This is a genomic window from Microvirga sp. BSC39, from assembly GCF_000739015.1.
Classification (GTDB): Bacteria; Pseudomonadota; Alphaproteobacteria; order Rhizobiales; family Beijerinckiaceae; genus Microvirga.
The window spans coordinates 230,929-257,565 of record NZ_JPUG01000077.1; the positions used below are offsets into that span (position 1 = coordinate 230,929).

Sequence of the window (26,637 nt, forward strand, 5' to 3'; positions counted from 1 at the left end):
AACGCCCTCATGCACGTCCGCCGCCTCGATCCCATCCTCGTCGACCGCATCGCTGCGGGCGAGGTTGTCGAGCGCCCGGCGGCGGCCGTGAAGGAATTGGTCGAGAACGCCGTCGATGCGGGCGCCACCTCCATCGAGATCACCGTGGAGGCGGGCGGGCGCCGCCTGATCCGCATCGTCGATGACGGCCGGGGCATGACGCCCGAGGACCTGGAACTCGCGGTCGAACGGCATGCCACGTCCAAGCTGCCGGACGGTGACCTGTTCGCCATCAACACCCTCGGGTTTCGCGGCGAGGCCCTGCCATCGATCGGGGCGGTCGCGCGGTTGTCGATCACTTCCCGCACGGCGGAGGCTGAGACCGGCAGCGCCATCGTGGTGGAGGCCGGCGTGAAAAGCCCGGTGCGGCCCGCGTCTGCGCCCAAGGGCACCCGCGTGGAGGTGACGGACCTGTTCTCCGCCACGCCCGCGCGCCTGAAGTTCCTGAAGAGCGACCGCTCCGAGGCGCAGGCCGTGACGGAGATCGTCAAGCGGCTCGCCATCGCGCATCCCACCGTCCGCTTCACCCTGTCGGGCGAGCACATCACGGCCTTCACCTATCCGCCGGAGGAACCCGGCGAGCACGGTTTCCTGCGCCGCCTGTCACGGGTGCTGGGTTCTGAGTTCCACGAGAACGCCATGGCCATCGGGGTCGAGCGCGAGGGCGTGCGGCTTTCCGGCTTTGCCAGCCTGCCGACCTATCACCGCGGCACCGGCACGGCGATCCACTTCGTGGTCAACGGGCGGCCCGTGCGCGACAAGCTGCTCCTCGGCGCCGTGCGCGGCGCCTATGCGGACGTGATGGCCTCCGACCGGCATCCGGTGCTCGCCATCATGATCGACCTCGATCCGCGCAGCGTCGACGTGAACGTGCATCCGGCGAAGACGGAGGTGCGCTTCCGCGATCCCGCCTTCGTGCGCGGCTTCGTGGTGGCGGCCCTGAAGGAAGCGATCACCCGCCATGCCTTCCGCGCCTCGTCCACCGGCGGCACGCGCACGCTGGAAAGCCTGCGCCCGCAAGGCGCGCTGCCCATGCGTTCCGCTTATCCGCACCGCACCCACGCGATCCGCCCCACTGGCGCCTTCGCCAACTGGCAGGCGCCGCTCGATGCAAAGGAGCAGCCCTATGCATCCGCTCCGGGCCTTGCCGAGCGGCAGGCGAGCCTGCCGGATCTCGCCGCGCCTTCCGCCGACAGCCGCGCGACGCTGCATGAAGTGGAGGGGCAGACCGAGGAATCGCCGCTCGGTGCCGCGCGCGCGCAGCTGCATGGCACATATATCGTGGCGCAGACGCAGGACGGCATCGTCATCGTCGATCAGCATGCGGCGCATGAGCGCCTCGTCTACGAGCGGCTGAAGCGCGAGCGCGCCTCGTCGGGGATTGGGCGGCAATTGCTGCTGATCCCCGAGGTGGTCGATCTCGACCCCATCGATGCGGACCGGGTGCTTGCGGACGCCGCCGTGCTGGAGGGGCTCGGTCTCGTGGTCGAGCCGTTCGGCCACGGCGCGCTCCTCGTGCGCGAGGTGCCGTCGGCGCTCGCAGGCGGACGCATCAAGGCTCTGGTGCAGGATGTGGCCGATGCGCTCGCCGAATGGGGGCAGGGTGCTGCAGGCCCGCTGGAGGAGCGGCTCGACGCGGTGCTCTCGCGCATGTCCTGCCACGGCTCGATCCGCGCCGGGCGGCGCCTGCGGCCGGAGGAGATGAATGCGCTCCTGCGTGAGATGGAGTCGACGCCGCTGTCGGGCCAGTGCAACCACGGGCGCCCGACCTATGTCGAACTGAAGCTGAGCGACATCGAGCGCCTGTTCGGACGGCGCTGACGCGTTTCTGATCGAGTTCTCCCTTTAGAAGAACGCGCGGTGGTCAGATGCTGGTCTGCCAGAGCTTGAGGTTCTTGCGCGCCGGTTTGGCTGCAAGATGGGCCGGCATGGCGGCCTGATCGAGGCAATCTTCGAAGGTGAGCGGCCGAGGCGCTTCCACGCTCATGGCTGCATCGGCCTCGTCGGCGCTGAACGCGATCCCGGCGAAACCGCCCTTGCGCCAGCACACCCGCGCCCGGCGGACCTGCAGGTCATGGGCCGCGATGAACAGCTCGAAGGTCTCCGGCAGGTCCATCTGCGGCTTCAGGGCAATCCTGGCGCCGCCGGTCGAGATGTCCCGCACCGTGCAGGGGATCATCGCGTCGGGTCCCAGCATGATCTGCGCCGGGTGATGGGCAGGAAAGCGCCTGGCGTGCCGGCGGTTATCGGTAGCGATGGCAGGGACCATGGAAGAGACCTGGGACAAATGGCCAATGAAGCTTTGCATTAACCACTTGTTAACCAGCTACTCAAGTCCCTCGAAAGGGGTATCCCCGAAGGGGTTGGGGATTGTGTCTGTCCTGGAGCATCGGATCGATCCCAAAAGTGCGGATCCACTTCCGATGCCTTAACGCGACGGACCCTTCCGCTCCGCCGAGGCCGCCCAGATGTTCAGGTTGCCCTCGCCGGCAAAGCGGTCGATCTCCGCCAGCTCGTCCGCCGTGAACGACAGGTTCTTGAGAGCGCCCACGCAGTCGACGACCTGCTCGGGACGGCTCGCGCCGATAAGCGCCGAGGTCACGCGCCCGCCGCGCAGCACCCAGGCGAGCGCCATCTGGGCCAGTGTCTGCCCGCGCTGCTCGGCGATGCCGTTGAGCCCGCGGATGCGGGCAAGGTTGTCCTCGTTCAGGAAGGTGGTGCGCAGGGACTTGCCCTGCGCGGCGCGGCTCTCCTCAGGAATGCCGTTCAGATATTTCGTCGTCAGCATGCCCTGGGCCAGCGGCGAGAACACGATGGAGCCCATGCCGACACCGTCGAGGGTGTCGAGGAGCCCATCCTCCTCGATCCAGCGGTTGAGCATGGAATAGCTCGGCTGGTGGATGATGCACGGCGTCTTCAGTTCACGCAGGATCGCGACGGCCTCGCGGGTGCGCTGGCTGTTGTAGGAGGACAGGCCCACATAGAGCGCCTTGCCCTGCCGCACAGCGGAATCCAGCGCCAGCATGGTCTCTTCCAGCGGCGTGTCCGGGTCGAAGCGATGGGAATAGAAGATGTCGACATAGTCGAGTCCCATGCGCTTGAGGCTCTGGTCGAGGCTGGAGAGCACATATTTGCGGCTGCCCCACTCGCCATAGGGACCCGGCCACATGCGGTAGCCCGCCTTGGTGGAGATCACCATCTCGTCGCGCAGGCCGTGGAAGTCATGGCGCAGGATGTCGCCGAACAGGGTTTCGGCCGAGCCCGGGGGAGGGCCGTAATTGTTGGCGAGATCGAAATGCGTGATGCCGAGATCGAAGGCGGTGCGGCAGATCTCCCGCGCGGTTGCGGCGGACTTGTCCTCACCGAAATTGTGCCAGAGCCCGAGCGAGATTGCCGGAAGCAGCAGCCCGCTGCGGCCGCATCGGTTGTAGATCATCGACTCATAGCGGTTCTCGGCGGGCAGGTAGGCCATCGAAATCTCCAGCGCAGCAAAAGGGCCGAGGGCTTACATAGCGCGCTTGGCGCGCATTCAACAATGCGAGCGCTGCGTCCCTTCCGACTAGAACCGTGTCACCACGCTGATGCCGAGCCCTTCGAACCGGTCCATGGCCATGAGGGCCGCGGGTGCGTCCTCCAGGCTCAGATGCTGGCCGACGAGCTTTTGCGGCGCGAGCTTGCCCGTGCGGATCATCGCCATCATGTCCTGATAGCGGAAGGCCTGCATCCCATGGCTGCCGTACATCTCGAGTTCATGGGCAATGACCTGCGCCATCGGCACGGCTGCGCGGGCATGATCGCCCAGCATCAGCCCGATCTGCACGTGACGCCCGCGCCGACGCAGATTGGCAATCGAGTTGTAGCAGGTGACAGGGCTGCCCAATGCATCGATGGAGACGTGCGCACCGCCCTTCGTGATCTCCCTCACGGCGCCGATCACATCGGCGGAATCCCGGGCATTGATCGTCGCCACCGCGCCCATCTCCCGCGCGAAGGCAAGTTTTTCATCGGTGAGATCGACCGCGATCACGTTCGCCCCCATGGCGCTTGCGATCATGATGGCCGACAGCCCCACACCGCCGCAGCCGTGAACCGCCACCCACTCGCCGGGCTTCACCCGGCCCTGATCGACGACGGCGCGAAACGATGTGACAAAGCGGCAGCCGAGGCTTGCCGCGGTGGCGAAGTCGAGTTCCTCGGGCAGCGCAACGAGGTTCGTGTCGGCGTAATCCACCGCCACATATTCCGCGAATGATCCCCAGGCGGTGAAGCCCGGCTGGAACTGCTGCTCGCAGACCTGATGGTTGCCCGAGTTGCATTCATGGCAGTGTCCGCATCCGCCGACGAACGGCACGGTGACGCGGTCGCCCTTCTTCCAGCGCGTCACCTGCCTGCCCGTGGCGAGCACCGTGCCGGCAAGCTCGTGACCCGGCACATGCGGCAGCACCACATCGGCATCGTGCCCCATCCAGCCATGCCAGTCGCTGCGGCAGAGCCCGGTCGCCTCCACCTTGATCACGACGCCTTCCGCCGAGGGTGTCGGATCGGGCACGTTCTGCACGCGCGGCGGCTGACCGAACTGCTCGAAGAGAACCGCTTTCATGATGAGCCCTTCCTCCGCGACGATGGATAAGGCGGTATAGAGGTTGAGAGAGAGCAGGGCAAACGCGAGAGCGAGCGACACTCACCGCTATCGTTGGATGCGTCCTCTCCCCTGTCATCCCCGCGCAGGCGGAGATCCATAACCACGACGCCTCAGGTAATAGCGATCAGCGTCGAGCTTTCTTCTGCACCGTCGGCAGTGATGATCCCGGGCTCCGCTGCACAGCCCCGGGATGACAGTGCAGCCTTCACTCTTGCTCAGATCACGAAGAAATCGTGGTGCGTCAGCTTCAGGTTCTTGGACAGGGTGGCGATCTTCACCTGGGCCTTCGAGCCGGTGCCGTCCTGGTCGTAATAGAGCGCGCCCGTCTTGTTGTCGTAGATGATGCGATCTTCCTGGTCCTCGGCCGCATCGCCCTTCACGAACATATCCGCCTTGAACTTCACGCCCTTGGTCGAGCCCTTGCCGAGATTGGTGAAAATTTTGTTCTCGAGTTGGATGGAATCGTATTTCGGGTTGAAGTCGTAGATCCGGTCCACGTTGCTGGTCCTGTTCGGCTTGGTGTCGAACACGAACACGTCCCTGCCGGTGCCTGTTCCACCGTAGAGCTTGTCGTTGCCTGCGCCGCCGTGCAGCCTGTCGGAGCCCGCATCACCCTTGAGCGTATCGTTGCCGGAAGAGGCTTTCAGCACATCGTTGCCGTCAAGGCCCCTCAGGGTGTTCTTGCCCCCATGGCCGATGATCTCGTTGGCAGTGTTCGAGCCGGTGAGATTGGCACCTGTCTTCGACGAGACGTCCAAGAGCTTCAGCACCTCGATCTCGGCTGAAGCCGAGAGCGTATAGGAGCTAGCAGCCAGCACCGTGTCGCGCCCGCCGCCGGCACTCTCGGCGACGATATCGCCTACCCGCACCTCATAGGTGTCGTTGCCGCCTGACCCGTGCAGCTGGCTGGCGCCCTTGCCGATCAGAGTGTCGGCATGTGCCGATCCGATGATCCCTTCGATGGATGTCCACGTGTCGCCGTCGCCCGAGCCAATCGTTAAGCCAGTGCGCACGCCCATCGACGACGAAGCAAACGAGACGAAATCGAAGCCGTCGCCGCCATCAAGCACGTCGGCTCCTGCACCGCCGTCGAGCGTATCGTTGCCGAACCCACCCCGCAAAGTATCGGCCCCTGCGCCACCATCGATCCGGTTGGCGCCGGCATTGCCGGTGATCGCATTCGCCAGGGTGTTGCCCGTCAGGGCAATGGAGGCGGAGCCCGTGGCGGTGAGGTGCTCCACATGAGCGCTCAAACCATAGCTGACGCTTGTCCTGACCGTATCGATGCCCTCACCGGTCTTTTCGATCACCTGATCGCCGGCATTGTCCACCACATAAGTGTCATTGCCATCCGCGCCCGCCAGCCTGTCCGCTCCCGCGCCGCCGTCGAAAGTGTCGTCGAAGGCCGTGCCGATGTAATGGTCGTTCCGAACGGTGCCTATGAGCGAGATCGCCTTGTCACGCGGATCGACGATCTGGATGCCGCTTGAGAGATGCACGGCAATGCGACCGTCTGCTAGCAACGATAGTCCGTTGAGAGAGAACTCGCCCTCTGCGGCCGGCTTACTCACGAGCAGCTTATCGCTCACCCGTTGGCCCGCTGCATTGAAGATCGACAACCGAACTTCCATGTTGGAGTGACCAAAGATGGGAACGACCTGGGCGGCCAGTGCAAAGCCGCCACCGGGGAGAGCCAGAACGTTCGGAGCGCCTACCGAGGCGGCCTCCGTGGAACTCGCATAGAATGCCGCAGGCTCATTGTTGATTGGTGTGCCTGAAGCGTTGTAGACTTGATATTTAACTGTGACGATTGGCTCTGAACCTGCCGCATCGGCCCTGCCCATTTCAACCCACGTCACAACAAATCCACTGCCTGCAAGGGCTGTCACCTCAAGCGACTTCAGGCCCAGATTGACCATGACTGGAATGGAAATCGGGTCGGAAAGACTAGAGCTGCCGGCGGCTGAAGGATCCAGGATGCGGATGTGATTGGTCGTCTCATTCACCCGAAGCACGACCGCCACTTTGCCGTTCGAGAGAGTGGCTAAGTCGGTCACGGATGTAAAATCATCGGCCCGGTAGGGATAAGATGAAGTGGAAAATGCGGTGGCACCCAGGCTTACCGGATCCGAGAGAACGCCATCTGATCCTCGAATCCGGAAAAAGGCCTTACCGTCATAATCCAGATAGGTAACGAGAAGGCGCCCGTCACTCAGACCTATGACGTCATCAGAGCGATAGGAGCCAATCGCATAAGGCTCTCTGGGTTCATACCCGGCAATGGATTGGGGTGGGCCAAGGGGCTCCAGATCGGCATCGTAGAGTCCCAGCCAAGCGTTCCTGGGAGCTCGGTCCGTACTGGCCTGAACGGACCAGGTGATGCCGATGCGACCGTCGGGGAGTTCGGTCGCAACGGGGTTGATCGCGGCCCTTCCCAAGAAGTTATTGTACCATGGGTGAAAGTCCGGAGAGACAAGGATCCTTTCTCCCTTGAGGGAGCCGTCCGCGTTGTAGATCCAAGCCATCAGCTGGACGCTTTCCCACGTTGTCCCGGCTTTGCCGATGACGAGGAAAGTGCCGTTCCTGAGTGCCGTCATATGCGATTGGTAGACCCCTGCAGGAAGGTCAATCTTAGATCCCCAGAGGAACGGTTCAGACATGGTAGCCCCATTGCGATCAGAACAAGACGCCTCCCCGGCGCGGTGACGCAATGTTATGCAGAATCAGCGATAGGACAACCGTCTTGCCGTGGGAGGAGCAAGCTGGCGCGCTCACCCCCTGAACCGCCCGAACACCACCTTGGTCTCCCCGTAATCCCTCCGCTCGATCTCCTCGAAGCGCTCCGGCAGCGAGACCTCGACGCCTTGCGCCTCCTCCACGATCACAAGCGCGTCCGGCACGAGCCAGCCGCCTTCGGCGCAGGAGCGCAGGGCTTTGGGAGCCAGATCCTTGCCGTAGGGCGGGTCGCAGAACACGACCGAGAAGGGCGCGTTGGGCGCGGCCTCGCCCATGCGGGTGGCGTCGCGGCGGAAGAGGCGGGTGGCGCCGCCGGCGCCGAGCGCTTCCACGTTCTCGCGGATGATGCCGCGGGCCTGCGCACCGTCGTCGACGAAGAGCGCGAAGCTGGCGCCGCGCGACAGCGCCTCCAGCCCCAGGGCGCCGGTGCCGGCGAACAGGTCGAGCACGCGCGCGCCCTCGAGCGGGTCGTCGTAGGAATGCTGGAGGATGTTGAAGAGCGTCTCGCGCAGGCGATCCGAGGTCGGGCGGATGGCGTCCGAGCTCGGCCCCTTGAGCGAGCGGCCGCGCCAGCGCCCGCCCACGATTCTCATGGCCTAATCCCTGTCAGCGACGACCGCGCGGGCCGCCCTTGGAACCACCTTTGTTGAAGCCGCCTTTCGAGGCTCCGCCCTTGGACGCGCCCCGGGGGCCGCTCTTGAAGCCGCCGCCGGCACCGCCTCTCGGTCCGCCACGCGAAGGGCCGTCGCCCCGGGGAGGGCCGCGACGGGGACGCTCGTCATCGCCAGGGGCCCGGAAAGGACGGTCTCCCTCGGAGCGGCGTGGACGGTCATCGCCGCCCTCACGAGAGCGGAAAGGCCGATCCCCCTGGGGCCTGCCAGGGCGATCCGTGCCACCTTCGCGCGAGCGGAAGGGGCGGTCGCCCTGAGGCTTGCGGGGACGGTCCTCGGAACCCCCATCACGGGAGCGGAACGGTCGGTCGCCAGCCGGGCGGCGCGAGCGGTCGTCGTCGCGGCGCGGCGGACGGCTTGCGCCCTCGCGCCTTGCCGGTGCCGCATCGCGGTCGTCACGACGGCGAGGACGATCCTCACCGGGCGTCGCGCCACGGCCCCTGCGCGGAGCGGGCGTTTCCTCTTCCTGGGGCTGGCGCACCAAGCGCTCCACCCGGACCTTGCGGCCTTCCTTGGAGGTAATCGCGCCGACGCGTTCGCGCTGGCGCTCCCCGGCTGCGGCACGGGCTTCGCGTGGATCGGCGCCGCGACGGGGCATCTTCCTGCTCGGGGCATCCTCGTCGGTTTCGCCGGCGCGCCACACGGTTTTCTTCACGTCGAGACGCGAGGGGAACTTCCTCGGCTCTTCCTCGTCACGTCCGCGACGTTCGCCGTCACGGGCGCGGAACGGCCGTTCGTCGTCGCGACGGCGGCGCGGGCGCTCGTCGTCGCGGCCGCGCGTGGACCGGGCCGGGCGCTCGTCACGATCCTGGTGTTCCTTCTTCGACGAGCCGAAGGGCGCGATGGGCTCGCGCACCGGGCTCTCGAAATCCACCCCGGCCTCGACAGCCAGGGCGGCGCCGAGCTGGTCCTTGAGCACCTTGGTGCGGACCTCTTCCACAAGGCCGACTTCGATGTCGCCGAGCTGGAACGGCCCGAAGGACATGCGGATCAGGCGGTTCACCTGCAGGCCCATATGCTCCAGGATGCGCTTGATCTCGCGGTTCTTGCCCTCGCGCAGGCCCATGGTGATCCAGGCGTTGTCGCCCTGCACCCGGTCGAGGCGCGCCTCAATGGGGCCGTAGTCGATGCCATCGATGGAGATGCCGTCGCGAAGCTTGTCGAGGTCGGCCTGGTTCACCTCGCCATGGGCGCGCACCTTGTATCGGCGCAGCCAGCCGGTGTCGGGATGGGCGATGACGCGGGCGAGCCCGCCGTCATTGGTGAGCAGCAGCAGCCCTTCCGTGTTGATGTCGAGCCGGCCCACCGCCACCACGCGGGGCAGGTCCTCGGGCAGGTTGTCGAACACGGTGGGGCGTCCCTCCGGGTCCTTGGCCGTGGTCACGAGGCCGCGCGGCTTGTGGAACAGCCACAGGCGCGTGCGCTCCTTGGTGGGCAGGGGCTCGCCGTCCACGGTGATCGTGTCGGCGGCCGTCACGTTGACCGCGGGGCTCTCCAGCACCTTGCCGTTGAGGGTGACGCGGCCTTCCGCGATCATCGCCTCCACGTCGCGGCGGGAGGCGACGCCCGCGCGGGCGATCACCTTGGCGATGCGGTCCTCGACCGGCTCCTGGGGCTCGGCCTGCACAACAGGCTGCTCCTCGCGGGCGCGGCGCGGGCGATCCTCGCTCCCGTGGTCGAAACGGCGTGGACGCTCGTCGCTGCCACGGCCCCGGAAGGGGCGGTCACCCTCCTCACGACGGGGACGGAAGGGCTTGTCGCCGCCTTCGCCGCGAGGGCGGAACGGCTTGTCGCCGGCGCTGCGGGCGCGGAAAGGCTTGTCGCCGCCCTCGGAGCGGCGGGGGCGCTCGTCATTGTCCCGGCTGCGGAACGGCTTGTCTCCCGCAGGGCGCGGGCGAAAAGGCTTGTCGCCATCGCGGCTGCGGAACGGCTTGTCTCCGGCGTCACGGGGCTTGCGCGGGCGGTCGCCGGACGTTGGGCGGCCACGGTCGGAGCGTCCCGGCGGACGGCCCCTGCGATTATCGTCGTTGCTGTCGGTCATGGGAGCCTGATAGCAGAGGTGTTCAAGAGAAGCGAGGGCCAAGGGAACCACAAGGGTCATGGAGAACCACAAGGGTCATGGAGGTCCGCGAGACTGATGGACAACGCCGATCACAAGCCGCTTGATCCGGACCAGGCCGATCCCATGAGCGTGGCCTTCGACGAGGCCCGCGCTGCGGCCGCGCGCGGAGAGGTGCCGGTGGGGGCGGTCGTCGTCAGGGACGGGCGCATCGTGGCTTCCGCGGGCAACCGCCCGCGGGAGCTGCGCGATCCCTCCGCCCATGCCGAGATGCTCGCGATCCGCCGGGCCTGCGAGGCGCTAGGCGACGAGCGTCTCTCCGGCTGCGACCTCTACGTGACCCTCGAACCCTGCACCATGTGCGCCGGGGCGATCTCCTTCGCCCGCATCCGCCGGGTCTATTACGCCGCCCATGACCCGAAGGGCGGGGCGGTGGACAGCGGCGTGCGCTTCTTCGACCAGCCGACCTGCCACCACGCCCCGGAGGTCTATGGCGGCATCAGGGAGAGCGAGGCGGCCGCCCTGCTGCGGGAGTTCTTCGAGGGGAGGCGGTGAGGCGAGCCCGCGGTTCGATCTCAGATGACGAAGAAGTCGTGCCAGTAGAGCTTCGCCTTGTTGGTCAGCGTGGCGATCTTCACCTGAGCGGAGCCGCCGGTGCCGTCCTTGTCGTAGTACAGCACGCCGGTCTTCTTGTTGTAGATGATCCGGTCCTGCGTATCCTGCGCCCGTGAGGCTTCCACGAACATGTCGGCCTTGAACTTCATGCCGTTGGACGAGCCTTTCCCCAGCTTGGTGAAAATGGCGTTGTCCAGATGGAGCGAGTCATGGCGCGAGCTGAAGTCGTCGATCTTGTCCACGTTCGTGCTCTTGTTCGTCCGCGTGTCGAACACGAACACGTCCTTGCCGGCCCCACCCCGCAGCTGATCGTTGCCCAGCCCGCCGGAGAGCACGTCATTGCCCGCCTCTGCCCGCATCACGTCGCCTCCGCCTTGGCCTTGGAGCCGGTTCCTGCCGGCATTGCCCAGGATGGTGTTGCCGTAGTCGGAGCCCGTCAGGTTCAGGGCTGTCGCAGCCGCAGCCGCGCTGGTCTGAAGCACCTCGACCTCCGCATCCGCCCGCAGGGCAAAGGACGTGACGGCAACCACCGTGTCCGCCCCTCCGCCGGCCCCTTCGATCACCTGATCCGAGCCGGAGACCGTGTAGGTGTCGTTGCCGCCTTGGCCGCTCAGCCAGGCAAGGCCCGAGCCGAAGAAGCTGTCGGTGAAAGCCGAGCCGGACAAGCCCTCGATCCCGGCATAGACATCGCCGGCAGCCTCGCCTGCCGAGCCTCCCGACAGGCTCGCGGTCACGCCGGAGGCCGCATGCGCGAAGGACACGATGTCGAAGCCCGAGCCGCCGTCGATCGTGTCCGCACCCGTATCGCCACGGATGAGATCGTCACCCCCGGCGCCAGCCAGCGTGTCGTTGCCCTGGCCGCCATCGATGGTGTTCGCCGCATTGTTGCCGATGATGCGATTGGCCATGAGATTGCCGGTGAGGCTGATCGCAGCTGTGCCGGTTCCGATCAGGGCTTCGATGTGATCGCCCAGGATGAAGCCTACACTGCGCAGGCAACTGCATCGGCGTCTTCGACGAGCCCCATCGGCCCTGAAGTTTATGTCGGCCTGTATTTGTGCGAGGTCGCCGCATTGGTGCAGGAGCTTCAAAGGGAGGCGGTGCGCCGCCTCCTCAATCGGAACTGTTTCCGAGCGGCGAGCCAGACCCGGTCTGGCGCAGGATGCTCTAGATCACGTAGAAATCCGCGTAGGTGACCGTGGCGCCCTTGTTGACTGTGGAAATCTCCACGGCCTTGATCTTCGAGCCGGAGCCGTCGGCATCGTAATAGATCGTGGCTTTTTTCTTGCTGTAGATGATGTAGTCGTCCTTGTCCTTGGCCTTTTCCAAGGCAAAGAAGTCCTTCTTGATCATCGCGGGCTTTTTTTCCGAGCCCTTCTTGCCGAGCTTGGTGAAGACCTTGTTCTCCAGCCAGATGCTGTCGAACAGGTTGCTGAAGTCGGTGATCTTGTCCTTGTTCGTGCTCTTGTTCGGCTTGGCATCGAAGACGAAGACATCGAACCCGCCACCGCTCGTCAGAACGTCGTTGCCCGCCCCGCCCCAGATCGTGTCGTTGTCGGTGCCGCCATCGACAGTGTCGTTGCCGCCGCCGGCACGGATCTTGTCCTTGCCGCCCAGGCCATAGAAGGTTTCCGACAAGGAGCTGCCGATATGCGTGTCGTTGCCGTTCGTGCCGGTCCAAGTGGTGCCGGGAGGAGGTGGCGGCGGTGGAGGAGGCTCGCCGACACTTCCGGGCGTGATCACAGCCGTGGCGTCTTGCCCTTCCCGGCCGATCACCTCGACGATGTACTGATTGGGTAGGCCGCTCTCGCCGTCGCTCTGCCAACTGACCGCATAGGTGCCGCCGGACAGTTCGGTGATGGACGGGTCCCACTGATCGCCGGCCGTGTTGGCGCCGACGAGGGTGGTGGCGATCATGGTGCCGTCCGCTTTCCGGCCGGCGGTGTACACGTTCTCGTCCCCGTTCGTCTCGACGACGAACGCTATGGCAAATCCCCCGTCTGCAAAGGCCTTGATGACGGGATTCCCCTTGAGGACGCCATCGGGCTTGTCGAAGCTGAAGGTCTCGCCGACGGGCTGGCCTGTTGTCCGGTAGACTTGGGTCTTGATGACACTGTTGTTCGACCAGGCGACGATGAACCCGACGAACCCGTAGGCAGCAATCGATGGCTGAACCCCAGCGGGGTCGCCTGAGATGAAGTCGACGGGGAAATCGACAGGTCCGTTGGGTCCGGGTAGGAGAACGTAGAGATTGGCTCCACCTCCGGTCGTGTTCGGCACGACCATGGCGGCCACGAACGATCCGTCCGCCATGAACGCCGTGCTGTTTGTCCCGTCGTTCGGCAGTGGCCAGATGCCGCCATGAGAGGCCGATATCCAGCCCGCCCCAGCCGGGATGCAGATATTGGCGATCAATCCCGTGAAAGCCCCGTTCTCGAAAGTGCCCGATCCTCTGTAGAGCACCGCAAAGCTGCCGTCCGATAGGGCGTGAAGTTCAGGCGCCTCTTCCGAAGTGGCATTCGGGCTGAACGTCAGGAGCGCGCCCGAGGCGGACATGTTCGTGCCGAGCACCTTTCCGACCACCGCCGCTCCAGAGCCGTCGCTCTTGACCCAGGCTACCACGGTGCGACCGTCGCTCAGGGTCTCGGCCGTAATCTCCCGGTACGAGGCACGTGCCGTGTAGTCGATCAGGAAGTGCTGACCCGAAGCCGTGCCGTCGGCGTTGAAGAGCTGACCGTAAACGTAGGCACTCCCGTTCATATCGAGATCCGTCCAGACAGACAGGAAACGGCCATCGGCATAGCGAGTGAGATGGCCGCTCGTGCCGGTCGATCTCAGGCTGATGAAACTGTCAAGATTGGTCGCCATGTCGTGCCCTGCCCTTCCAGCTTGACAGTAACTATATTCAGTATCTCCCATCCTAGGCTCTTACAAGAGCAATCGTCGTGCGGCGACACACAAGAGCTGAGCCTGCCTCAGCGGGTTAAGCAGCCGTCAACTGGTTCCGATCCAAGCAAAAAGCCCGGAGCGATGCGCCCCGGGCTTTTGCCTCAGCTCATGGAATCAAGTTTAGCGGTTGGTGTCCGTCGTACCAGTGCGCGAGACACCGGCGCTGCGGTCGTCGTCGACCTCGACCTCGGTCTTGCGCACGGTGTCGGAGACCGTTTGGGTGCGCTGGTCGGCGTCCTTGCGCACCACCACTTCCTCAACCACCCGGGCTTCCTTCGAGACGACGGCTTCTTCGGCCCGCTCTTCCATCTCGATGGAGCGCTCGCGGAAGAGATCGCCATCGTTCACCGAACCGGAGCGCATGGTGCCCTCGACCGGACGGCGCTCGACGGACACGTGTTCTTCTCGGAGGGAAACCTGCTCCTGCACGGGGCGCTCGGTGACGTGGGAGCGGATGCGGACGCGGCCGTGGCTGACGTCGCGCTTGCCCACATGCAGCTCTTCCTCGGCAACCGGAATCACCTCGTCGCGATCCGAGCTGCGGCCTTGAGCGTACAGGCCATCATCCTGAAGGCCGTCGCGATCCCGCATGGCGGTGCCTTCCGTCATGCCGGAGCCCAGCATGCCTGCCGACGTCGTTGCCGTGCCGCCTAGATCTGCCATGCCCGAACCTTGATGGCTCCAGCCTTCGGACCGCCAGGCGTCCTGCCGCTCGTCGAGATCGAGCACATCGTCGTCATCGAGAATGTCGACCACGCGATCAACCTCGTCATCGTCGCAGCGCACGGCAATGAGAGCATGGCCGCGGCGCACGCCTTCCGCATAGGCGCGGGCGTCGTCGTGCGGCACGCCGTTCGTGGTCAGGTAGTTCTCGACGCGATCATGATGCGACCCGCTGGAGCTGTTATCGAAGCCGCTGGTGCCGTCCCAGGTGCGATTGTCGCCGGAGGCGGTGAACAGGCAGATCTTGCCCTGCGAAATGCCCGATTGCTCCAGCTCGCGGACGATGGAGGAAGCTTGAGAGTCGCTGCCGAAGAGGCAGGTTACAGTCTTGGCCATTGCACAAATTCTCCATGAGCCGCTGAAGCGGCACGGTTGCTACGCGTTTTGATGCTTTACGACAGCAATGCCGCATCACTGAAAACATCGCGGCATCAGACGCATTGACCTATCAATTGTTGCTCGTCGACTTCGTTCCTAAGGACAAGCTGATCGCGCGTACTTTCATGTATTCGTGTTCGTGTCATCGTCGACCGGCACGCGCTCGATCACGGCGCGCTGCTTGCGGAGCTCCACGGTCGTCTCGACGTCTTCAGTGGTTCTGCGCCTGTGAAGGTGCAGTTCTTCTTTCAGGACAAGGCGCTTTTCGACGACAAGAACCTCCTCGAGGATGGGGATGATCGTCACGTCGTTTTCGGTTCGGATTTCAGGAGCATGATCGACGATCCGATCGACCGGAACGCGCGTCACTTCAACGGTCTCGCCTTCGAGCGTGGCCTTGACCAGCTCTGTCTCGACATCGACGCTGGTCCGGACGCGAACCTTGCCTGTTGTGACCGTCCGCTTGTCGAGGCGAAGTTCCTCTTCCACGATGGGGATGACTTCTGTGTCGGACAGTGAGTCCTGAGCGTTCGGCTGGTCCGAAATATGCTTGGCCATGAAAGGGATCCCGTCTGCAGCGGTGAACGTGCCGCTTGCATGACAGGTTCCTCCCATCGGCAGTGCGAAGATCGATGCGGATCGTCAGGCTTCAGCTGAGCAGGAAAGCCTGCAGCGCCTCCAGGGTCGCACTCGGGTTCTCTTCGGCCACGAAGTGCCCCGATGTCACGCCGATTCCATGCGCCTTGGGCGCGAAGCTGCGGCGCCAGATGTCGAGCGGCTTCTGCGCATGGCCCATGGGGCCGCTTACGAGATAGAAGTCGCTCCAGATCACGTATGTCGGGCAGGAGATCGTCTTGCCGGCGGCAAGGTCGGCTTCATCGGCTTCGACGTCCTGCGTGGCGCCGGCGCGGTAATCCTCGCAGAAGGCATGAATGCGGGTGGGCTCGTTGCAGCTCTGCCAATAGGCCTCCAGGGCCTGGTGATCGAAAGCGCTCAGGTCGCCTGCGGCGGACCATAGCCGCATCAGTCCTTCGAAATACGGAATCGGATCGCGCCCGATCTCCTCCTCGGGCGTCGGGTAGGGTTGGGAGAGATAGCCCCAATGCGCTTCCGGTATCGCGCCGGCCCGCATCTGCTCCCACACATGGTAGGTCGGCAGGATATCGAGGAGCGCGAGGCGCTCGACACGGCTCGGGTGATCCAGCGCGAGCCGGTAGCCGACACGCGCGCCGCGATCATGGCCGACGACGGCGAAGTGTACATGGCCGAGGGCTTCCATGACCTCAATGACATCGCGCCCCATCGACCGCTTGCAGTAGGTCTCGTGCTTTGCATCCCCCTTGGGCGCCGTGGACCAGCCATAGCCGCGCAGATCCATGCAGACGACCGTGTGGGTCTCGGCGAGCGCCGGGGCCAGGTGGTGCCACATGGCATGGGTCTGCGGAAAACCGTGCAGCAGAACCAGCGGTTTTCCATTGCCCTTGCTGCGCGCGAAGATGCGCCCGACCTCGGTGTCGATCCAATGGCTCTGGAAGCCGGGGAAGAGATCATCGCTCATGGGCAGCCGCTCAACGTTATGGAAGGGCCTCGATCATAAGCTAGAGCGCAGATTCGCAAAGTTGATGAGCCGGCGCTGGAAAATGAGGCGCAACCCGAACGGGAGAAAACTTACCTAACGTCATCAGTCAAGAGAGGTAGGGGCGTTTTCAGCCCTGCTCACGCTCCACGGCGCGCCAGCCGATGTCCCGGCGGCAGAAGCCCTCGGGCCAGTCGATCCGGTCCACAGCCTCGTAGGCCTTCCGCTGGGCCTCGGTGATGGAGGCGCCGAGGGCGGTCACGTTGAGCACCCGTCCGCCGCTGGCGGCGATCCGGTCGCCGTCCTGCTTCGTGCCGGCATGGAAGACGATCACGTCGTTGAGTTCCTCGGCCCGGTCGATGCCTCGGATCTGCGAGCCCTTCTCGACCGCGCCCGGATAGCCCCTCGCGGCCATTACGACGGTCAGCGCCGCCGCGTCCGACCATTGCAGGGAGATGCCGTTCAAATCGCCGTCGCAGGCGGCGAGGAGGGCGGTCGCAAGGTCGGATCTCAGGCGCGGCAGCAGCACCTGGGTTTCCGGATCGCCGAGGCGGGCATTGTATTCGATGAGCTGCGGCCCGTCCTTGGTGAGCATGAGCCCGGCGTAGAGAATGCCCCTATAGGGCGTGCCCCGTTCGTTCATTCCCGCAAGGGTCGGCTCGATGATCTCCCGCATGACCTGCGCCTGCAGCTCCGGCGTTAGCACGGCGGCGGGCGAGTATGCGCCCATGCCGCCCGTGTTCGGGCCCTCGTCGCCGTCGAACACGCGCTTGTGATCCTGAGCCGTGCCGAAGGGAATCGCCCGGGTGCCGTCGCAGAGCGCGAAGAAGCTCGCCTCCTCACCTTCGAGAAAGGCCTCGACCACCACCTCGGCTCCGGCCGCGCCCAGACCGCCGCCGATCATCATGTCGATGGCGCCTTCCGCCTCCTCGAAGGACATGGCGACCACCACGCCCTTGCCGGCCGCAAGCCCATCCGCCTTGACGACGATCGGCACGCCGTAGCTGCGCACGTAGGCTTTGGCCGTCTCCGCATCGGTGAAGCGGCGGTAGGCAGCCGTGGGAATGCCGAACTCGGCGCACAAGTCCTTGGTGAATGCCTTCGAGCCTTCGAGCTGGGCGGCAGCCTTGCTCGGCCCGAAGGCCTTGATGCCGGCGGCCTTCAGGTCGTCCACGAGGCCGGCCACCAGGGGAGCCTCGGGCCCGACCACCACGAAACCGATTGTCATGACCCGGCAGAACTCGATCACCACCCGGTGATCCGTCACATCGAGCACCACATTGGTGCCGTGCTGCGCCGTTCCCGGATTGCCGGGGGCGATGAGGAGCTTGTCGCAGAGGGGGCTCGCCGCGAGGCTGCGGGCCAAGGCATGCTCCCGTCCGCCGGAACCGATGAGAAGAATGTTCATGGCCTAGGCCTCCCTCGTAATGCCTGCGCTCTTAGCGGCTCTCAGGCCGCTCGCCTACCCGGAAACTACGCAGCAGGGGCATGTTCGAAGGGCGCGGCGAAATGCTCAGGGGATAGCGCGCCGTTGTCGCCGCCTGTTGTGCCCGAGCCCTTGGCAGACCCCATGGGGGCGGATTAGGTTCACGGCATGTTCGCAGACAAAGCCCCTTCGAATGCCCAGGAATGGTCGGTCTCCGATCTCGCGGGCGCCCTCAAGCGCACCCTGGAGGATGCGTTCGGCCATGTGCGCCTGCGGGGCGAGGTGTCGGGGTATCGTGGGCCGCACTCGTCGGGGCATGCCTATTTCTGCATCAAGGACCAGAATGCCCGCATCGATGCGGTGATCTGGAAGGGCGCCTTCTCCAAGCTCAGGATCCGCCCCGAGGAGGGGATGGAGGTGATCGCCACCGGGCGCATCACCACGTTCCCAGGCTCGTCCAAGTACCAGATCGTCGTCGAGAGCCTGGAGCCCGCCGGCATCGGGGCGCTCATGGCGCTTCTCGAGGAGCGCCGCCGGAAGCTCAACGCGGAGGGGCTGTTCGCCCCCGAGCGCAAGCGGCGGCTACCGTTCCTGCCGCAGGTAGTCGGAGTCGTCACCTCGCCGACGGGCGCCGTGATCCGCGACATTCTCCACCGGCTGGAGGACCGCTTCCCGCGCCGGGTGCTGGTGTGGCCGGTGCGCGTGCAGGGCGACACTTGCGCGGCCGAGGTCGCCGCCGCCATCCGGGGCTTCAACGCCCTGGAGCCCGGCGGAAAGATCCCGCGTCCCGATGTGCTCATCGTCGCCCGCGGCGGCGGCTCCATCGAGGATCTGTGGGGCTTCAACGAGGAGATCGTGGTCCGCGCCGCGGCCGAGAGCGACATCCCGCTCGTCTCGGCCGTGGGCCACGAGACCGACACGACCCTGATCGACCACGCCGCCGACGTGCGCGCGCCGACGCCCACGGGCGCAGCCGAGATGGTGGTGCCGGTGCGCGTCGAGCTCATGGCGGCCGTCAACGATCTCTCCCGCCGTCACGTGGAGGCGGCGCTGCGGCTCGTCGAGCGGCGCCGCTCGGACCTGCGCGCTACGACCCGAGCCATGCCGGGCGCGGAGGCGCTGTTCTCGCCCAAGCGCCAGCGGCTGGATCTCGCCGCCACCAAGCTCTATCCGGCGCTCTCCCGCAATGCCCGCGGGCACGAGGAGCGGCTGCTCAAGCTGGCGCGCCAGCTCGCCCATGTGTCCCCGGTGGCGAACGTCGCCCGCATGCGCGCCCGTCTCGATGCGGTGGGGCCGCGCCCCCACAATGCGGTCTGCCGCTCCATTCTGCTGAAGGGTGAAACGCTGAAGCAGACTGGAGAAAGGCTTGCTGTTTCCCGCCAGACTCTTCTGCGAGCCGAGAGGACGCGCCTCGCGCAGGCCTCAGAGACCGCCCAGCGCGTGGCCGAACGGCTTGGGCCCGCGCTGCAAGGCCAGGTCGCCCGCAAGGCCGACCGGCTCGAGGCGGTGTCCAAGCTCTTCGACAGCCTGAGCTACAAGTCGGTGCTCAAGCGCGGTTTTGCCTTGGTTCGCGATGCGGAGGGGCGGCCCATGAACTCGGCGGAAGCCGTGCATGACGGCCAAGCGCTGGTGCTCGAATTCGCCGACGGAAAAGCCGATGCCACCGGCGGGCGGATCGGCTCGCGGCCGAGGCCCGCGAAGCCGAGGGTCGTGGCCGTCGAGGAGCAGGGCGCCCTGTTCTGAGTTAAGGTTGGCAATCGGCCGATGCAGCCCTTATGTGAGGGGTAGGCGCAACGCATTCCGTCGATGTTTTCATGTTGAACAAGTTCGAACGCAGCGGCGGCGAGGCCGTCGTGCAATATCTCGACAGCAATCTCAGGGTGGTGAAGCCCGGGGCATATGTGCGCTGTGCCGTGACGGGGGCCGAGATCCCCCTGGACGAGCTCAAGTACTGGAGCGTCGAGCGTCAGGAGCCCTATGCCTCGCCCGAGGCGGTGATGATGCGGCTCACCGGGCAAGCCGCATCCCGGAAATAGGCAAGCGCCTCAAACGACACGCAGGCGCCGCTCGTTGATGCGCCGCATCAGAAGATTGCGAAGGCCGGTTTCGTTCTCGATCCGCAGCCGAACCGGCAGGGCCGTCAGCGCGGGCCACGCTGCCGAAGCGTCGGCCATCCGCACAAGATCCTTCTCCGTCGTGACAGGCAGGAGCCCGAGAGCCTCGGCTTCCTGACGCAAGGCGGCCACTTCCTGGGGCTTGAAGGGATGGTGGTCGGGGAAGGCGTGGGTCACGTCCACGATGGCCCCGCAGGCGTGCAGGGTGTCGAAGAACTTCTCCGGCCGCCCGATCCCGGCAAACGCCATGACCCTCCGGCCCTTGAGCGCCTCGGCGGCTTCCGGCGCCGGCTCGAGCGATGCCGTGAAGACGCGCTTGCCGTGTTCGTCCGCCTCGAGGGCGACCTGCCGCCCCGGCTCACCGTCTCCGATCACCAGAACGGCGTCGACCAGCGGCCATTGCGCCCACATGGGGGCCCTCAGGGGCCCGGCCGGCAGGAGCAGGCCGTTGCCGAGGCCCGTAGCGCCGTCGACGACGGCGATGGCGCAATCCTTGATCAAGGACGGGTTCTGAAGCCCGTCATCCATGACGACGACCGTGGCGCCGATCTCGTAGGCAAGCCGCGCTCCGGCGGGGCGGGAGCGGGACACGATGGTTCGGGCGGTGCGGGACAGGAGAACAGGCTCGTCGCCGATCTCGGCCGCCCCGTGCTGCGGCTGGACCCGGACCGGACCTGCGAGGCTGCCACCGTAGCCCCGGGAGAGAAAGATCGGATTTTCGCCTGCGCCGTCCAGGACCGCCGCTATGGCGATGGCCGTGGGCGTCTTGCCGGCGCCGCCCGCCGTGAAGTTGCCGATGCAGATGACCGGCAACTCCACCTGCTCGCCGCGCCGCTTCATTCGACTTGCCGCAACGGAACCATAGATCAGGCCGACCGGGCGCAGCAGGTTGGCTTGCAGCGAAGGAGAGGGTTGCCACCAGAAGCGTGGCGCCCGCATCAGCGACGGGCTCCGAGCTTGGCCTGCACGATGAAGGGCTCCACGGATTGCATCGTCCGGTCCACGGCGCCGCCCAGTGCCTGCACGGCGTCTCCGGCCGCGCGGGCCATGTCCCGGGTCAGGGCGGCGTTGCCGAGCATTTCGCTCACCGCCCGCGCAAGGGTGTTGCTGTCCTTCACCATCAGGGCCCCGCGGGACCGGTCGAGCGCATCGTAGATCTCGACCGCCGAATGAACATGAGGTCCGTGCAGGATGGCGGCTCCCAGCTTGGCCGGTTCGATCGGGTTATGCCCGCCGATCGGCACGAGGGTTCCGCCCATGAGCACGATCGGAGAGAGCCGGTAGAACAGCCCCATCTCGCCCACCGTGTCGATCACATAAACGTCCGTTGCCCGGTCGGGATGCATCCCTTGCGAGCGACGGCCTGCCCGCAGGCCTGCCTGACCCGCGAGGGCGGCCACTTCAGGACCCCGGTGCGGATGACGCGGCGCGATGATGGTCAGCAGGTGGGGGTGACGTTTCGCCAGGGCGCGGTGAACGGCGATGATGGCGCCTTCCTCACCCTGGTGGGTGCTGGCGGCAAGCCAGACCGGCCGTCCCGCGATGAGCCCCGAGAGCTGCGCCACCACGCGCGGGTCGGCCGGCGGCGGAGCCGCGTCGAACTTGATGTTGCCGGTCACGACCACCCGGGGAGCGCCGAGACGCGCCAGTCGCTCCGCATCCTCGGCGGTCTGGGTCAGGCAGAGGGCGAAACGCTCGAGCAGGCCCCGGATGATGCCGGGCATCTTCTGCCAGCGCTGGTACGACCGATCCGACATGCGGCCATTGACCATGACGAGCGGGATGTCCCGCTCCGAGAGTGCCATGATCGTGTTGGGCCAGATTTCCGATTCAGCGATGAGGGCCAAGTCCGGCTGCCAGTGATCCAGAAACCGCTTTATATAACGTGGCACGTCCAGCGGCACAAACTGATGCACGGCGCCGGGCGGGAGCCGCCGGGCGATCAGGGCGGCCGAGGTCTTCGTGCCCGAGGTCACGAGGACCGCGAGACCGCGCTGCGTCATGCGCTCCACCACCGGCAGGAGGGACAGGGTCTCGCCAATGCTGGCGCCATGGACCCAGATCAGGTGGCCCTTGGGCCTCTGCCGGCTGGGGTGCCCCTGACGCTCGCCGAGACGGGTCTTGTCCTCACGGCCCTTGCGCTGGCGCCAATAGAGGAGGCCCAGAACGGCGGGTTCCAGGATGGACACGACAGTCCGGTAGGTTCTGAAGGTGAACGGCAGCGTCATGCCCGGGAGCCTCCCGCCAGCATGGGGGTGGCCTTGGCCCCCGGATCCCTGGAGCCGACCAGGGCATAGGCCCGCTCATGCACCCGATCCAGCTCCCGCTCGACACTCTGCCTCAGGCGTTCGAGCGCCTGCTCGTCCGCATCTCTCGGCACCGGGACGGGCTCTCCCAGCACGATGGCGCCCCGGCCGAAGGGCAGGCCGATGCTGGCCCGGTCCCAGCTGTTGAAGTCGATGCGGCGGCTGGTCACCACGGCCACGGGCACGATCGGCCGGCCGGACAGCTGTGCCAGGGTGACGATGCCTAAGCCGCACACGCGGGAAATCTTCGGGATGTCGGCGGTCATCACCACCATCTCGCCTTCGCTCAAGGCCCGCAGCATGGCCCGCAGGGCCTGGGCGCCGCCCTTCTTGCGAATGTCGCGCCCGCGCGCGCCTGAGCCGCGAATCGCCCGGACGCCCAAGTGACGCAGGGCGATGGCGTTGAACTCGCCGTCGCCCGAGCGGGAGACGAGACTCGCCGCCCGGTCCTGCGGCCGCTTGGCGAAGTGGATCATGAAATGCTGCCCGTGCCACATGGCGGCGATCACGGGCATCTCGATCCGGTCATAGGCATCCGCCGGCTCCATGACGAACCGGCTCGTGCGCTGCACGAGCTTGAGATAGCCCGCGACCAGGAAGCCTATGGCTTCCTGCACCGCACGGGAGCGGGTGATGCGCTTGATGAGACCCATCGTGTCCGGGTCAGCCCTGCTGCGGGTCCAGCAAGCGGTGAAGGTGGACGATGAAGTAGCGCATCTGCGCGTTATCCACGGTCGCCTGCGCCCGGGCTTTCCACGCGGCATGGGCCGAGGCGTAGTTCGGGAAGACGCCGACGATGTCGAGGTTGGACAAATCCTTGAACTCGGTGGATTCGAGGCTGGTGAGCTCGCCGCCGAAAACCAGATGCAGGAGCTGCTTGCCAGGCGTGTCGGTCATGGTGATAGGGCTCTTCTGACGAGGGTTGTGATGATTGAGGCTTGAGGAGCCAACGATGTTTCAGGCTCTCATGGCTCCAATAGCACGAGGATGCAACCGTGACGCAACGGCAATCATTTCATCGTGCGAAGGGTTGGGCTTGTTATAGGCCGGGATCGAACCATCGAGGCCCGTCAAGCGGCCTCCCGCCTCCTGCAGGATGAGATCGGCGGCGGCGATGTCCCAGTCCTGGGAATGGGCCGAGACGAGGCCCACATCGATGGAGCCCTCCGCCACCCGGGCGAGCCTGAGGGCCAGCGACGGAACCTTGGGCAGGCGCTCGACGGGATTGATCTGCCGCTCGAGCCGGTCGACGAGGGGCTTGGGGCCTGCCACCCGGACCGCACCCGGGAAGGTGTCCGCCTCGGGCAGCTGCAGCCTGACGCCATTGCTCCAGGCCCCTTCGCCCAGCCGTGCTTCATAGAGGCGGTCATGGATCGGGGCATGCAGGATCCCCAGAACGGGCTTGCCGTCCCGCACCAGGGCAATGGAGATCGCCCAGTCCGGATGGCCCGAGGCGAAGGCCCGGGTGCCGTCGATGGGATCGACGATCCACACATAGCTGCGCCCGAGCCGCGCCGGATCGTCCACCGTTTCCTCGGAAAGCCAGCCGGCCTCGGGGAGCAGTTCGGAGAGCTGGCCCTTCAGGTAGGTGTCGAGGGCGATATCCGCCTCGGTCACCGGGGAGCTCCCGCCCTTGTACCACAGCTTGGCGGTACTCTGCGCGCCGGCGCGGAAATAGGGCACAGCCAGGTCTCCCGCACGGCGGGCAGCGTCGCGCACGGCCGGGGCAAGGGACGACAGGGAAAGGGGTGAAGGGGACAGCATCGAACCTGAGATGGGGATTCCGGGCGGAGATACCATATCCCACCGCACCGCCCCCGGCCTTTTCCCGAGCAATAGGGACGAGGTCTTAAAACGGTCTTGAGAGATCTAGATCAGGCAGTCCAGGACCATGGCCGCGAACAGGATCAGGCCCGCATCACGGTTCGACCGGAAAAGCCGCAACGCGCCGGCACCATCGTTCCGGTCGATGCGCGCGACCTGCCAGCCCAGGTGAAGGGCGAAGAGGCTCAAGCCCGCGAACGACACGATCCCGGCTCCAGCCTGCATGAAGGCGGCGGCGATGAAGACCACGGTCAGGGCATAGCAGATGCCGACGCCCTGCTTCACCCCCTCGCCGAAGAAGCGGGCGGAGGACTTGATCCCGACGACCTCGTCATCCTCGATGTCCTGCAGGGCATAGATGGTGTCGTAGCCCACCACCCAACTGATGCTGCCGAGATAGAGAAGGATGGCAGCCCAGCCCATTGAGCCGAAGGCGGCGGCCCAGCCCATCAGGGCCCCCCAGGCGAAGGCGAGGCCCAGCACGATCTGCGGCATCCAGAAGAAGCGCTTCATGAAGGGATAGAGCGCCACGACGCCGAGGGAGGCGAAGCCGGTGGCGATGGCGAAGCCGTTGAACTGGAGCAGGACGATCAGGCCGATGAGGCCCTGGAGGGCGAGGAAGGCCAGGGCGCCCTTGAGGGTGATCTGTCCCGAGGGCAGGGGGCGCTGGCGGGTCCGCTCGACCTTGGTGTCGAGATCCCGGTCGACGATGTCATTGTAGGTGCAGCCGGCCCCGCGCATGGCCACGGCGCCGATCAGGAAGAGCAGGCAGTGGAGCGGATCGGGCCACGGCTGGCCGGCATCAAGCGCCGCGAGCGCCGCCGACCACCAGCAGGGCAGGAGCAGGAGCCACCAGCCGATGGGGCGCTCGATCCGGGCGAGGCGCAGGTATGGCTTGAGGGATGGCGGCGCCCACCGCTCGGCCCAATGGCCTCTGACGGCATCGGGCAGGGAGGACGCGGCAGGGCGCTCCATGAGGCGTGGATGCGAGGCTTAGAGGGCGCCCTTCGGGATCGACAGGGTGCCGGTCAGGCCCCCACCCATCTTGCCTGCCATGCCGCCCTGCTGGGCTTGCTGGGCCTGCTGCTGCTTGGCGCGCTTTTCCATCTCGGCCATCTTGGCGGCGGCCCCGCAAGCTTGGCCCTTGATTTCCTGGGAGCGCTTGTGGTCCTTGGTGAAGCCCTCGACCACCTGGTCGGGAATCTGGCACCAGTCCTTATTGTCCGTCATCCACTTCTGACCGGCGCTGCCGTTCGTCACGAGCTTGGTGAAAATGGAGCAGGCGGCACGCGGGTCGACCTGCTTCTTCTTGCCGCCCCCGTCCATCAGCTTGTTGATCTGCTGCACGAGGCCCTGCCGCTCCTGCAGGATCTTCTGCCCTTCCTGGCAGGCGCTCGACTGCGCGAAGGCAGGAGCGCTCATGAAAAAGCCCGCGACGGCAAAGGCAGCCAGAAGATGCGAACGGATATGCGCCATGCCAAAATTCCCTCAAAAAGCTTGCGACGTCTCGCGCGCCTGCGTTCTGTTATCAGGTGAAAGGCCGTCAGGCCAAGAGGCGAATGGTCGCCTCGGCCTTAAGCTGTGCCATCCCGCACCTGAATTTCCCGTGACCATAACGGCCGCCCCTCTCCCTCGGGGCAGAGGAAATTGATACAGCATGGGCGGCTCAGTTCAAGGTTGTCATGGCTGAATACGACTTCAACGCTCCCCGCCTCTTCGTCGAGGCGCCCCTCCAGGCCGGCGCCAGGGTCGCTCTCGACCGGGGACAGGCCAACTACCTGCTGAACGTCCTGCGCCTGAAGAACGACGATTCGGTCCTGATCTTCAACGGGCGGGACGGGGAGTGGCGAGCCGAGGTCGCGGTGGAGGGCCGCAAGGCAGCCGATCTCGTCTGTGCGGAGCGGATCCGCGAGCAGGGCGCCGCGCCCGACATCATCTATGCCTTCGCGCCCCTGAAGCACGCCCGGCTCGACTATATGGTCCAGAAGGCCGTGGAGATGGGAGCGGGGGTTCTCCAGCCTGTCCTGACGCAACGGACCCAGAGCACCCGGGTCAACCTTGACCGGATGCGCAGCAACGCCATCGAGGCCGCCGAGCAATGCGGGATCCTGTGGATTCCGGAGGTGCGTGAGGAGCGGACTTTAGAGCGTTTTCTCAAGGACTTGGAGACGGAGCGGCTGGTGATCTTCTGCGACGAGGACGCGCCCGTTTCGAACCCGGTCGAGGCCATGGCCAAGCTTGGGAACAATCAAGCTGGTCTGGTTGTTATCGTGGGACCCGAAGGAGGGTTCACCGATCAGGAGAGAGCGCTTGTCGCTGCCCGCGAAAGATGTGTTTGCGTATCGTTGGGACCGCGAATCCTGCGTGCCGACACAGCCGCTGTGGCCGCACTCGCGCTCGTTCAGTCCGTGCTCGGCGACTGGAACTGACCTTATCGTCCGACGACGGCTCAAGCCGATCTGCCTTTAGCTTCATAAGCTTAGCAATTTCGCCTCGACCCGCCCCATTCCGGCCCCATTGAGCCGGAGTTTGGGCCGGTCGCCGCAGGCCGATCCGCATGCGCGAGGATCATTTCTAAA

24 protein-coding genes are annotated in these 26,637 nt (G+C 65.8%); 5 read left to right on the top strand and 19 right to left on the bottom strand.

What is annotated here, in order from left to right:
* Nucleotides 1-9 precede the first annotated feature (9 nt).
* Complete coding sequence (gene mutL, locus MA07_RS23340; protein WP_052003463.1) at nt 10-1,860, top strand: DNA mismatch repair endonuclease MutL; 1,851 nt, start codon at nt 10-12, stop codon at nt 1,858-1,860.
* A gap of 43 nt (nt 1,861-1,903) precedes the next feature.
* Here mutL and MA07_RS28110 read toward each other — a convergent pair whose 3' ends face one another.
* The 6 genes from MA07_RS28110 to MA07_RS23370 form a co-directional block, all read right to left on the bottom strand.
* Complete coding sequence (locus MA07_RS28110) at nt 1,904-2,308, bottom strand: PilZ domain-containing protein (protein ID WP_160195485.1); 405 nt, start codon at nt 2,306-2,308, stop codon at nt 1,904-1,906.
* A 159-nt stretch (nt 2,309-2,467) separates the two neighbouring features.
* Nucleotides 2,468-3,511, bottom strand: a complete 1,044-nt coding sequence (gene mgrA, locus MA07_RS23350; RefSeq protein WP_036357509.1) for an L-glyceraldehyde 3-phosphate reductase — start codon at nt 3,509-3,511, stop codon at nt 2,468-2,470.
* A gap of 87 nt (nt 3,512-3,598) precedes the next feature.
* Nucleotides 3,599-4,639, bottom strand: coding sequence for a zinc-dependent alcohol dehydrogenase family protein (locus MA07_RS23355; RefSeq protein WP_036357969.1), 1,041 nt, complete (start codon nt 4,637-4,639; stop codon nt 3,599-3,601).
* A 257-nt stretch (nt 4,640-4,896) separates the two neighbouring features.
* Entirely contained in the window at nt 4,897-6,738 is a 1,842-nt protein-coding gene (locus MA07_RS28115) for a calcium-binding protein (protein WP_160195486.1), read from the bottom strand.
* Between the two features lie 714 nt (nt 6,739-7,452).
* Entirely contained in the window at nt 7,453-8,010 is a 558-nt protein-coding gene (gene rsmD / locus MA07_RS23365) for a 16S rRNA (guanine(966)-N(2))-methyltransferase RsmD (protein ID WP_036357511.1), read from the bottom strand.
* A 13-nt stretch (nt 8,011-8,023) separates the two neighbouring features.
* Nucleotides 8,024-10,129 carry a pseudouridine synthase gene (locus MA07_RS23370; RefSeq protein ID WP_052003466.1) on the bottom strand — a complete coding sequence of 702 codons (2,106 nt, stop codon included), beginning with the start codon at nt 10,127-10,129 and terminating at the stop codon, nt 8,024-8,026.
* Nucleotides 10,130-10,225: 96 nt separating this feature from the next.
* Between MA07_RS23370 and MA07_RS23375 the strand changes: the two genes are divergently transcribed.
* Nucleotides 10,226-10,702, top strand: coding sequence for a nucleoside deaminase (locus MA07_RS23375; protein ID WP_036357514.1), 477 nt, complete (start codon nt 10,226-10,228; stop codon nt 10,700-10,702).
* Nucleotides 10,703-10,722: 20 nt separating this feature from the next.
* Here MA07_RS23375 and MA07_RS31265 read toward each other — a convergent pair whose 3' ends face one another.
* From MA07_RS31265 to purD, 6 genes are all read right to left on the bottom strand, one after another.
* Nucleotides 10,723-11,670, bottom strand: coding sequence for a calcium-binding protein (locus tag MA07_RS31265; RefSeq protein WP_152568998.1), 948 nt, complete (start codon nt 11,668-11,670; stop codon nt 10,723-10,725).
* A gap of 259 nt (nt 11,671-11,929) precedes the next feature.
* Entirely contained in the window at nt 11,930-13,630 is a 1,701-nt protein-coding gene (locus MA07_RS28125; RefSeq protein ID WP_052003468.1) for a hypothetical protein, read from the bottom strand.
* 201 nt (nt 13,631-13,831) lie between these two features.
* Complete coding sequence (locus MA07_RS23390) at nt 13,832-14,770, bottom strand: YsnF/AvaK domain-containing protein (protein WP_036357517.1); 939 nt, start codon at nt 14,768-14,770, stop codon at nt 13,832-13,834.
* Between the two features lie 165 nt (nt 14,771-14,935).
* Entirely contained in the window at nt 14,936-15,370 is a 435-nt protein-coding gene (locus MA07_RS23395; RefSeq protein WP_052003469.1) for a YsnF/AvaK domain-containing protein, read from the bottom strand.
* A 91-nt stretch (nt 15,371-15,461) separates the two neighbouring features.
* Complete coding sequence (locus MA07_RS23400; RefSeq protein WP_036357519.1) at nt 15,462-16,370, bottom strand: alpha/beta hydrolase; 909 nt, start codon at nt 16,368-16,370, stop codon at nt 15,462-15,464.
* Nucleotides 16,371-16,518: 148 nt separating this feature from the next.
* Nucleotides 16,519-17,796: a phosphoribosylamine--glycine ligase gene (gene purD, locus MA07_RS23405; protein WP_036357522.1), complete on the bottom strand. Its 1,278-nt coding sequence runs from the start codon at nt 17,794-17,796 to the stop codon at nt 16,519-16,521.
* A 186-nt stretch (nt 17,797-17,982) separates the two neighbouring features.
* Between purD and xseA the strand changes: the two genes are divergently transcribed.
* Both xseA and MA07_RS23415 read left to right on the top strand, forming a co-directional pair.
* Complete coding sequence (gene xseA, locus MA07_RS23410) at nt 17,983-19,557, top strand: exodeoxyribonuclease VII large subunit (protein ID WP_036357526.1); 1,575 nt, start codon at nt 17,983-17,985, stop codon at nt 19,555-19,557.
* A gap of 71 nt (nt 19,558-19,628) precedes the next feature.
* The gene (locus MA07_RS23415) at nt 19,629-19,850 is read left to right on the top strand and encodes a DUF2093 domain-containing protein (RefSeq protein WP_036357528.1); all 222 of its coding nucleotides are present in this window, start codon (nt 19,629-19,631) and stop codon (nt 19,848-19,850) included.
* A 9-nt stretch (nt 19,851-19,859) separates the two neighbouring features.
* On the opposite strand, the gene lpxK is transcribed toward MA07_RS23415, so the two are convergent.
* The 7 genes from lpxK to MA07_RS23450 all read right to left on the bottom strand — a co-directional run bounded on the left by lpxK (nt 19,860) and on the right by MA07_RS23450 (nt 25,534).
* Nucleotides 19,860-20,867 (bottom strand): tetraacyldisaccharide 4'-kinase, encoded by a 1,008-nt coding sequence (lpxK, locus tag MA07_RS23420; RefSeq protein WP_036357531.1) that lies wholly within the window; start codon nt 20,865-20,867, stop codon nt 19,860-19,862.
* Nucleotides 20,867-22,156, bottom strand: coding sequence for a 3-deoxy-D-manno-octulosonic acid transferase (locus MA07_RS23425; protein WP_036357534.1), 1,290 nt, complete (start codon nt 22,154-22,156; stop codon nt 20,867-20,869). Before MA07_RS23425 ends, lpxK begins: the two co-directional genes overlap by 1 nt.
* Nucleotides 22,153-22,887 carry a lysophospholipid acyltransferase family protein gene (locus MA07_RS23430; protein ID WP_036357537.1) on the bottom strand — a complete coding sequence of 245 codons (735 nt, stop codon included), beginning with the start codon at nt 22,885-22,887 and terminating at the stop codon, nt 22,153-22,155. Before MA07_RS23430 ends, MA07_RS23425 begins: the two co-directional genes overlap by 4 nt.
* A 10-nt stretch (nt 22,888-22,897) precedes the next feature.
* Nucleotides 22,898-23,131: a DUF4170 domain-containing protein gene (locus MA07_RS23435; RefSeq protein WP_036357541.1), complete on the bottom strand. Its 234-nt coding sequence runs from the start codon at nt 23,129-23,131 to the stop codon at nt 22,898-22,900.
* A 60-nt stretch (nt 23,132-23,191) separates the two neighbouring features.
* Nucleotides 23,192-23,998, bottom strand: coding sequence for a 3'(2'),5'-bisphosphate nucleotidase CysQ (locus tag MA07_RS23440; RefSeq protein ID WP_200879422.1), 807 nt, complete (start codon nt 23,996-23,998; stop codon nt 23,192-23,194).
* A gap of 105 nt (nt 23,999-24,103) precedes the next feature.
* On the bottom strand, nt 24,104-25,033 hold the full coding sequence (ubiA, locus tag MA07_RS23445) for a 4-hydroxybenzoate octaprenyltransferase (protein WP_036357544.1): 930 nt from the start codon (nt 25,031-25,033) through the stop codon (nt 24,104-24,106).
* An 18-nt stretch (nt 25,034-25,051) separates the two neighbouring features.
* Nucleotides 25,052-25,534, bottom strand: coding sequence for a hypothetical protein (locus MA07_RS23450; protein WP_036357547.1), 483 nt, complete (start codon nt 25,532-25,534; stop codon nt 25,052-25,054).
* Nucleotides 25,535-25,740: 206 nt separating this feature from the next.
* On the opposite strand from MA07_RS23450, the gene MA07_RS23455 reads away from it, so the two are divergent.
* On the top strand, nt 25,741-26,487 hold the full coding sequence (locus MA07_RS23455; RefSeq protein WP_036357550.1) for a 16S rRNA (uracil(1498)-N(3))-methyltransferase: 747 nt from the start codon (nt 25,741-25,743) through the stop codon (nt 26,485-26,487).
* Nucleotides 26,488-26,637 lie beyond the last annotated feature (150 nt).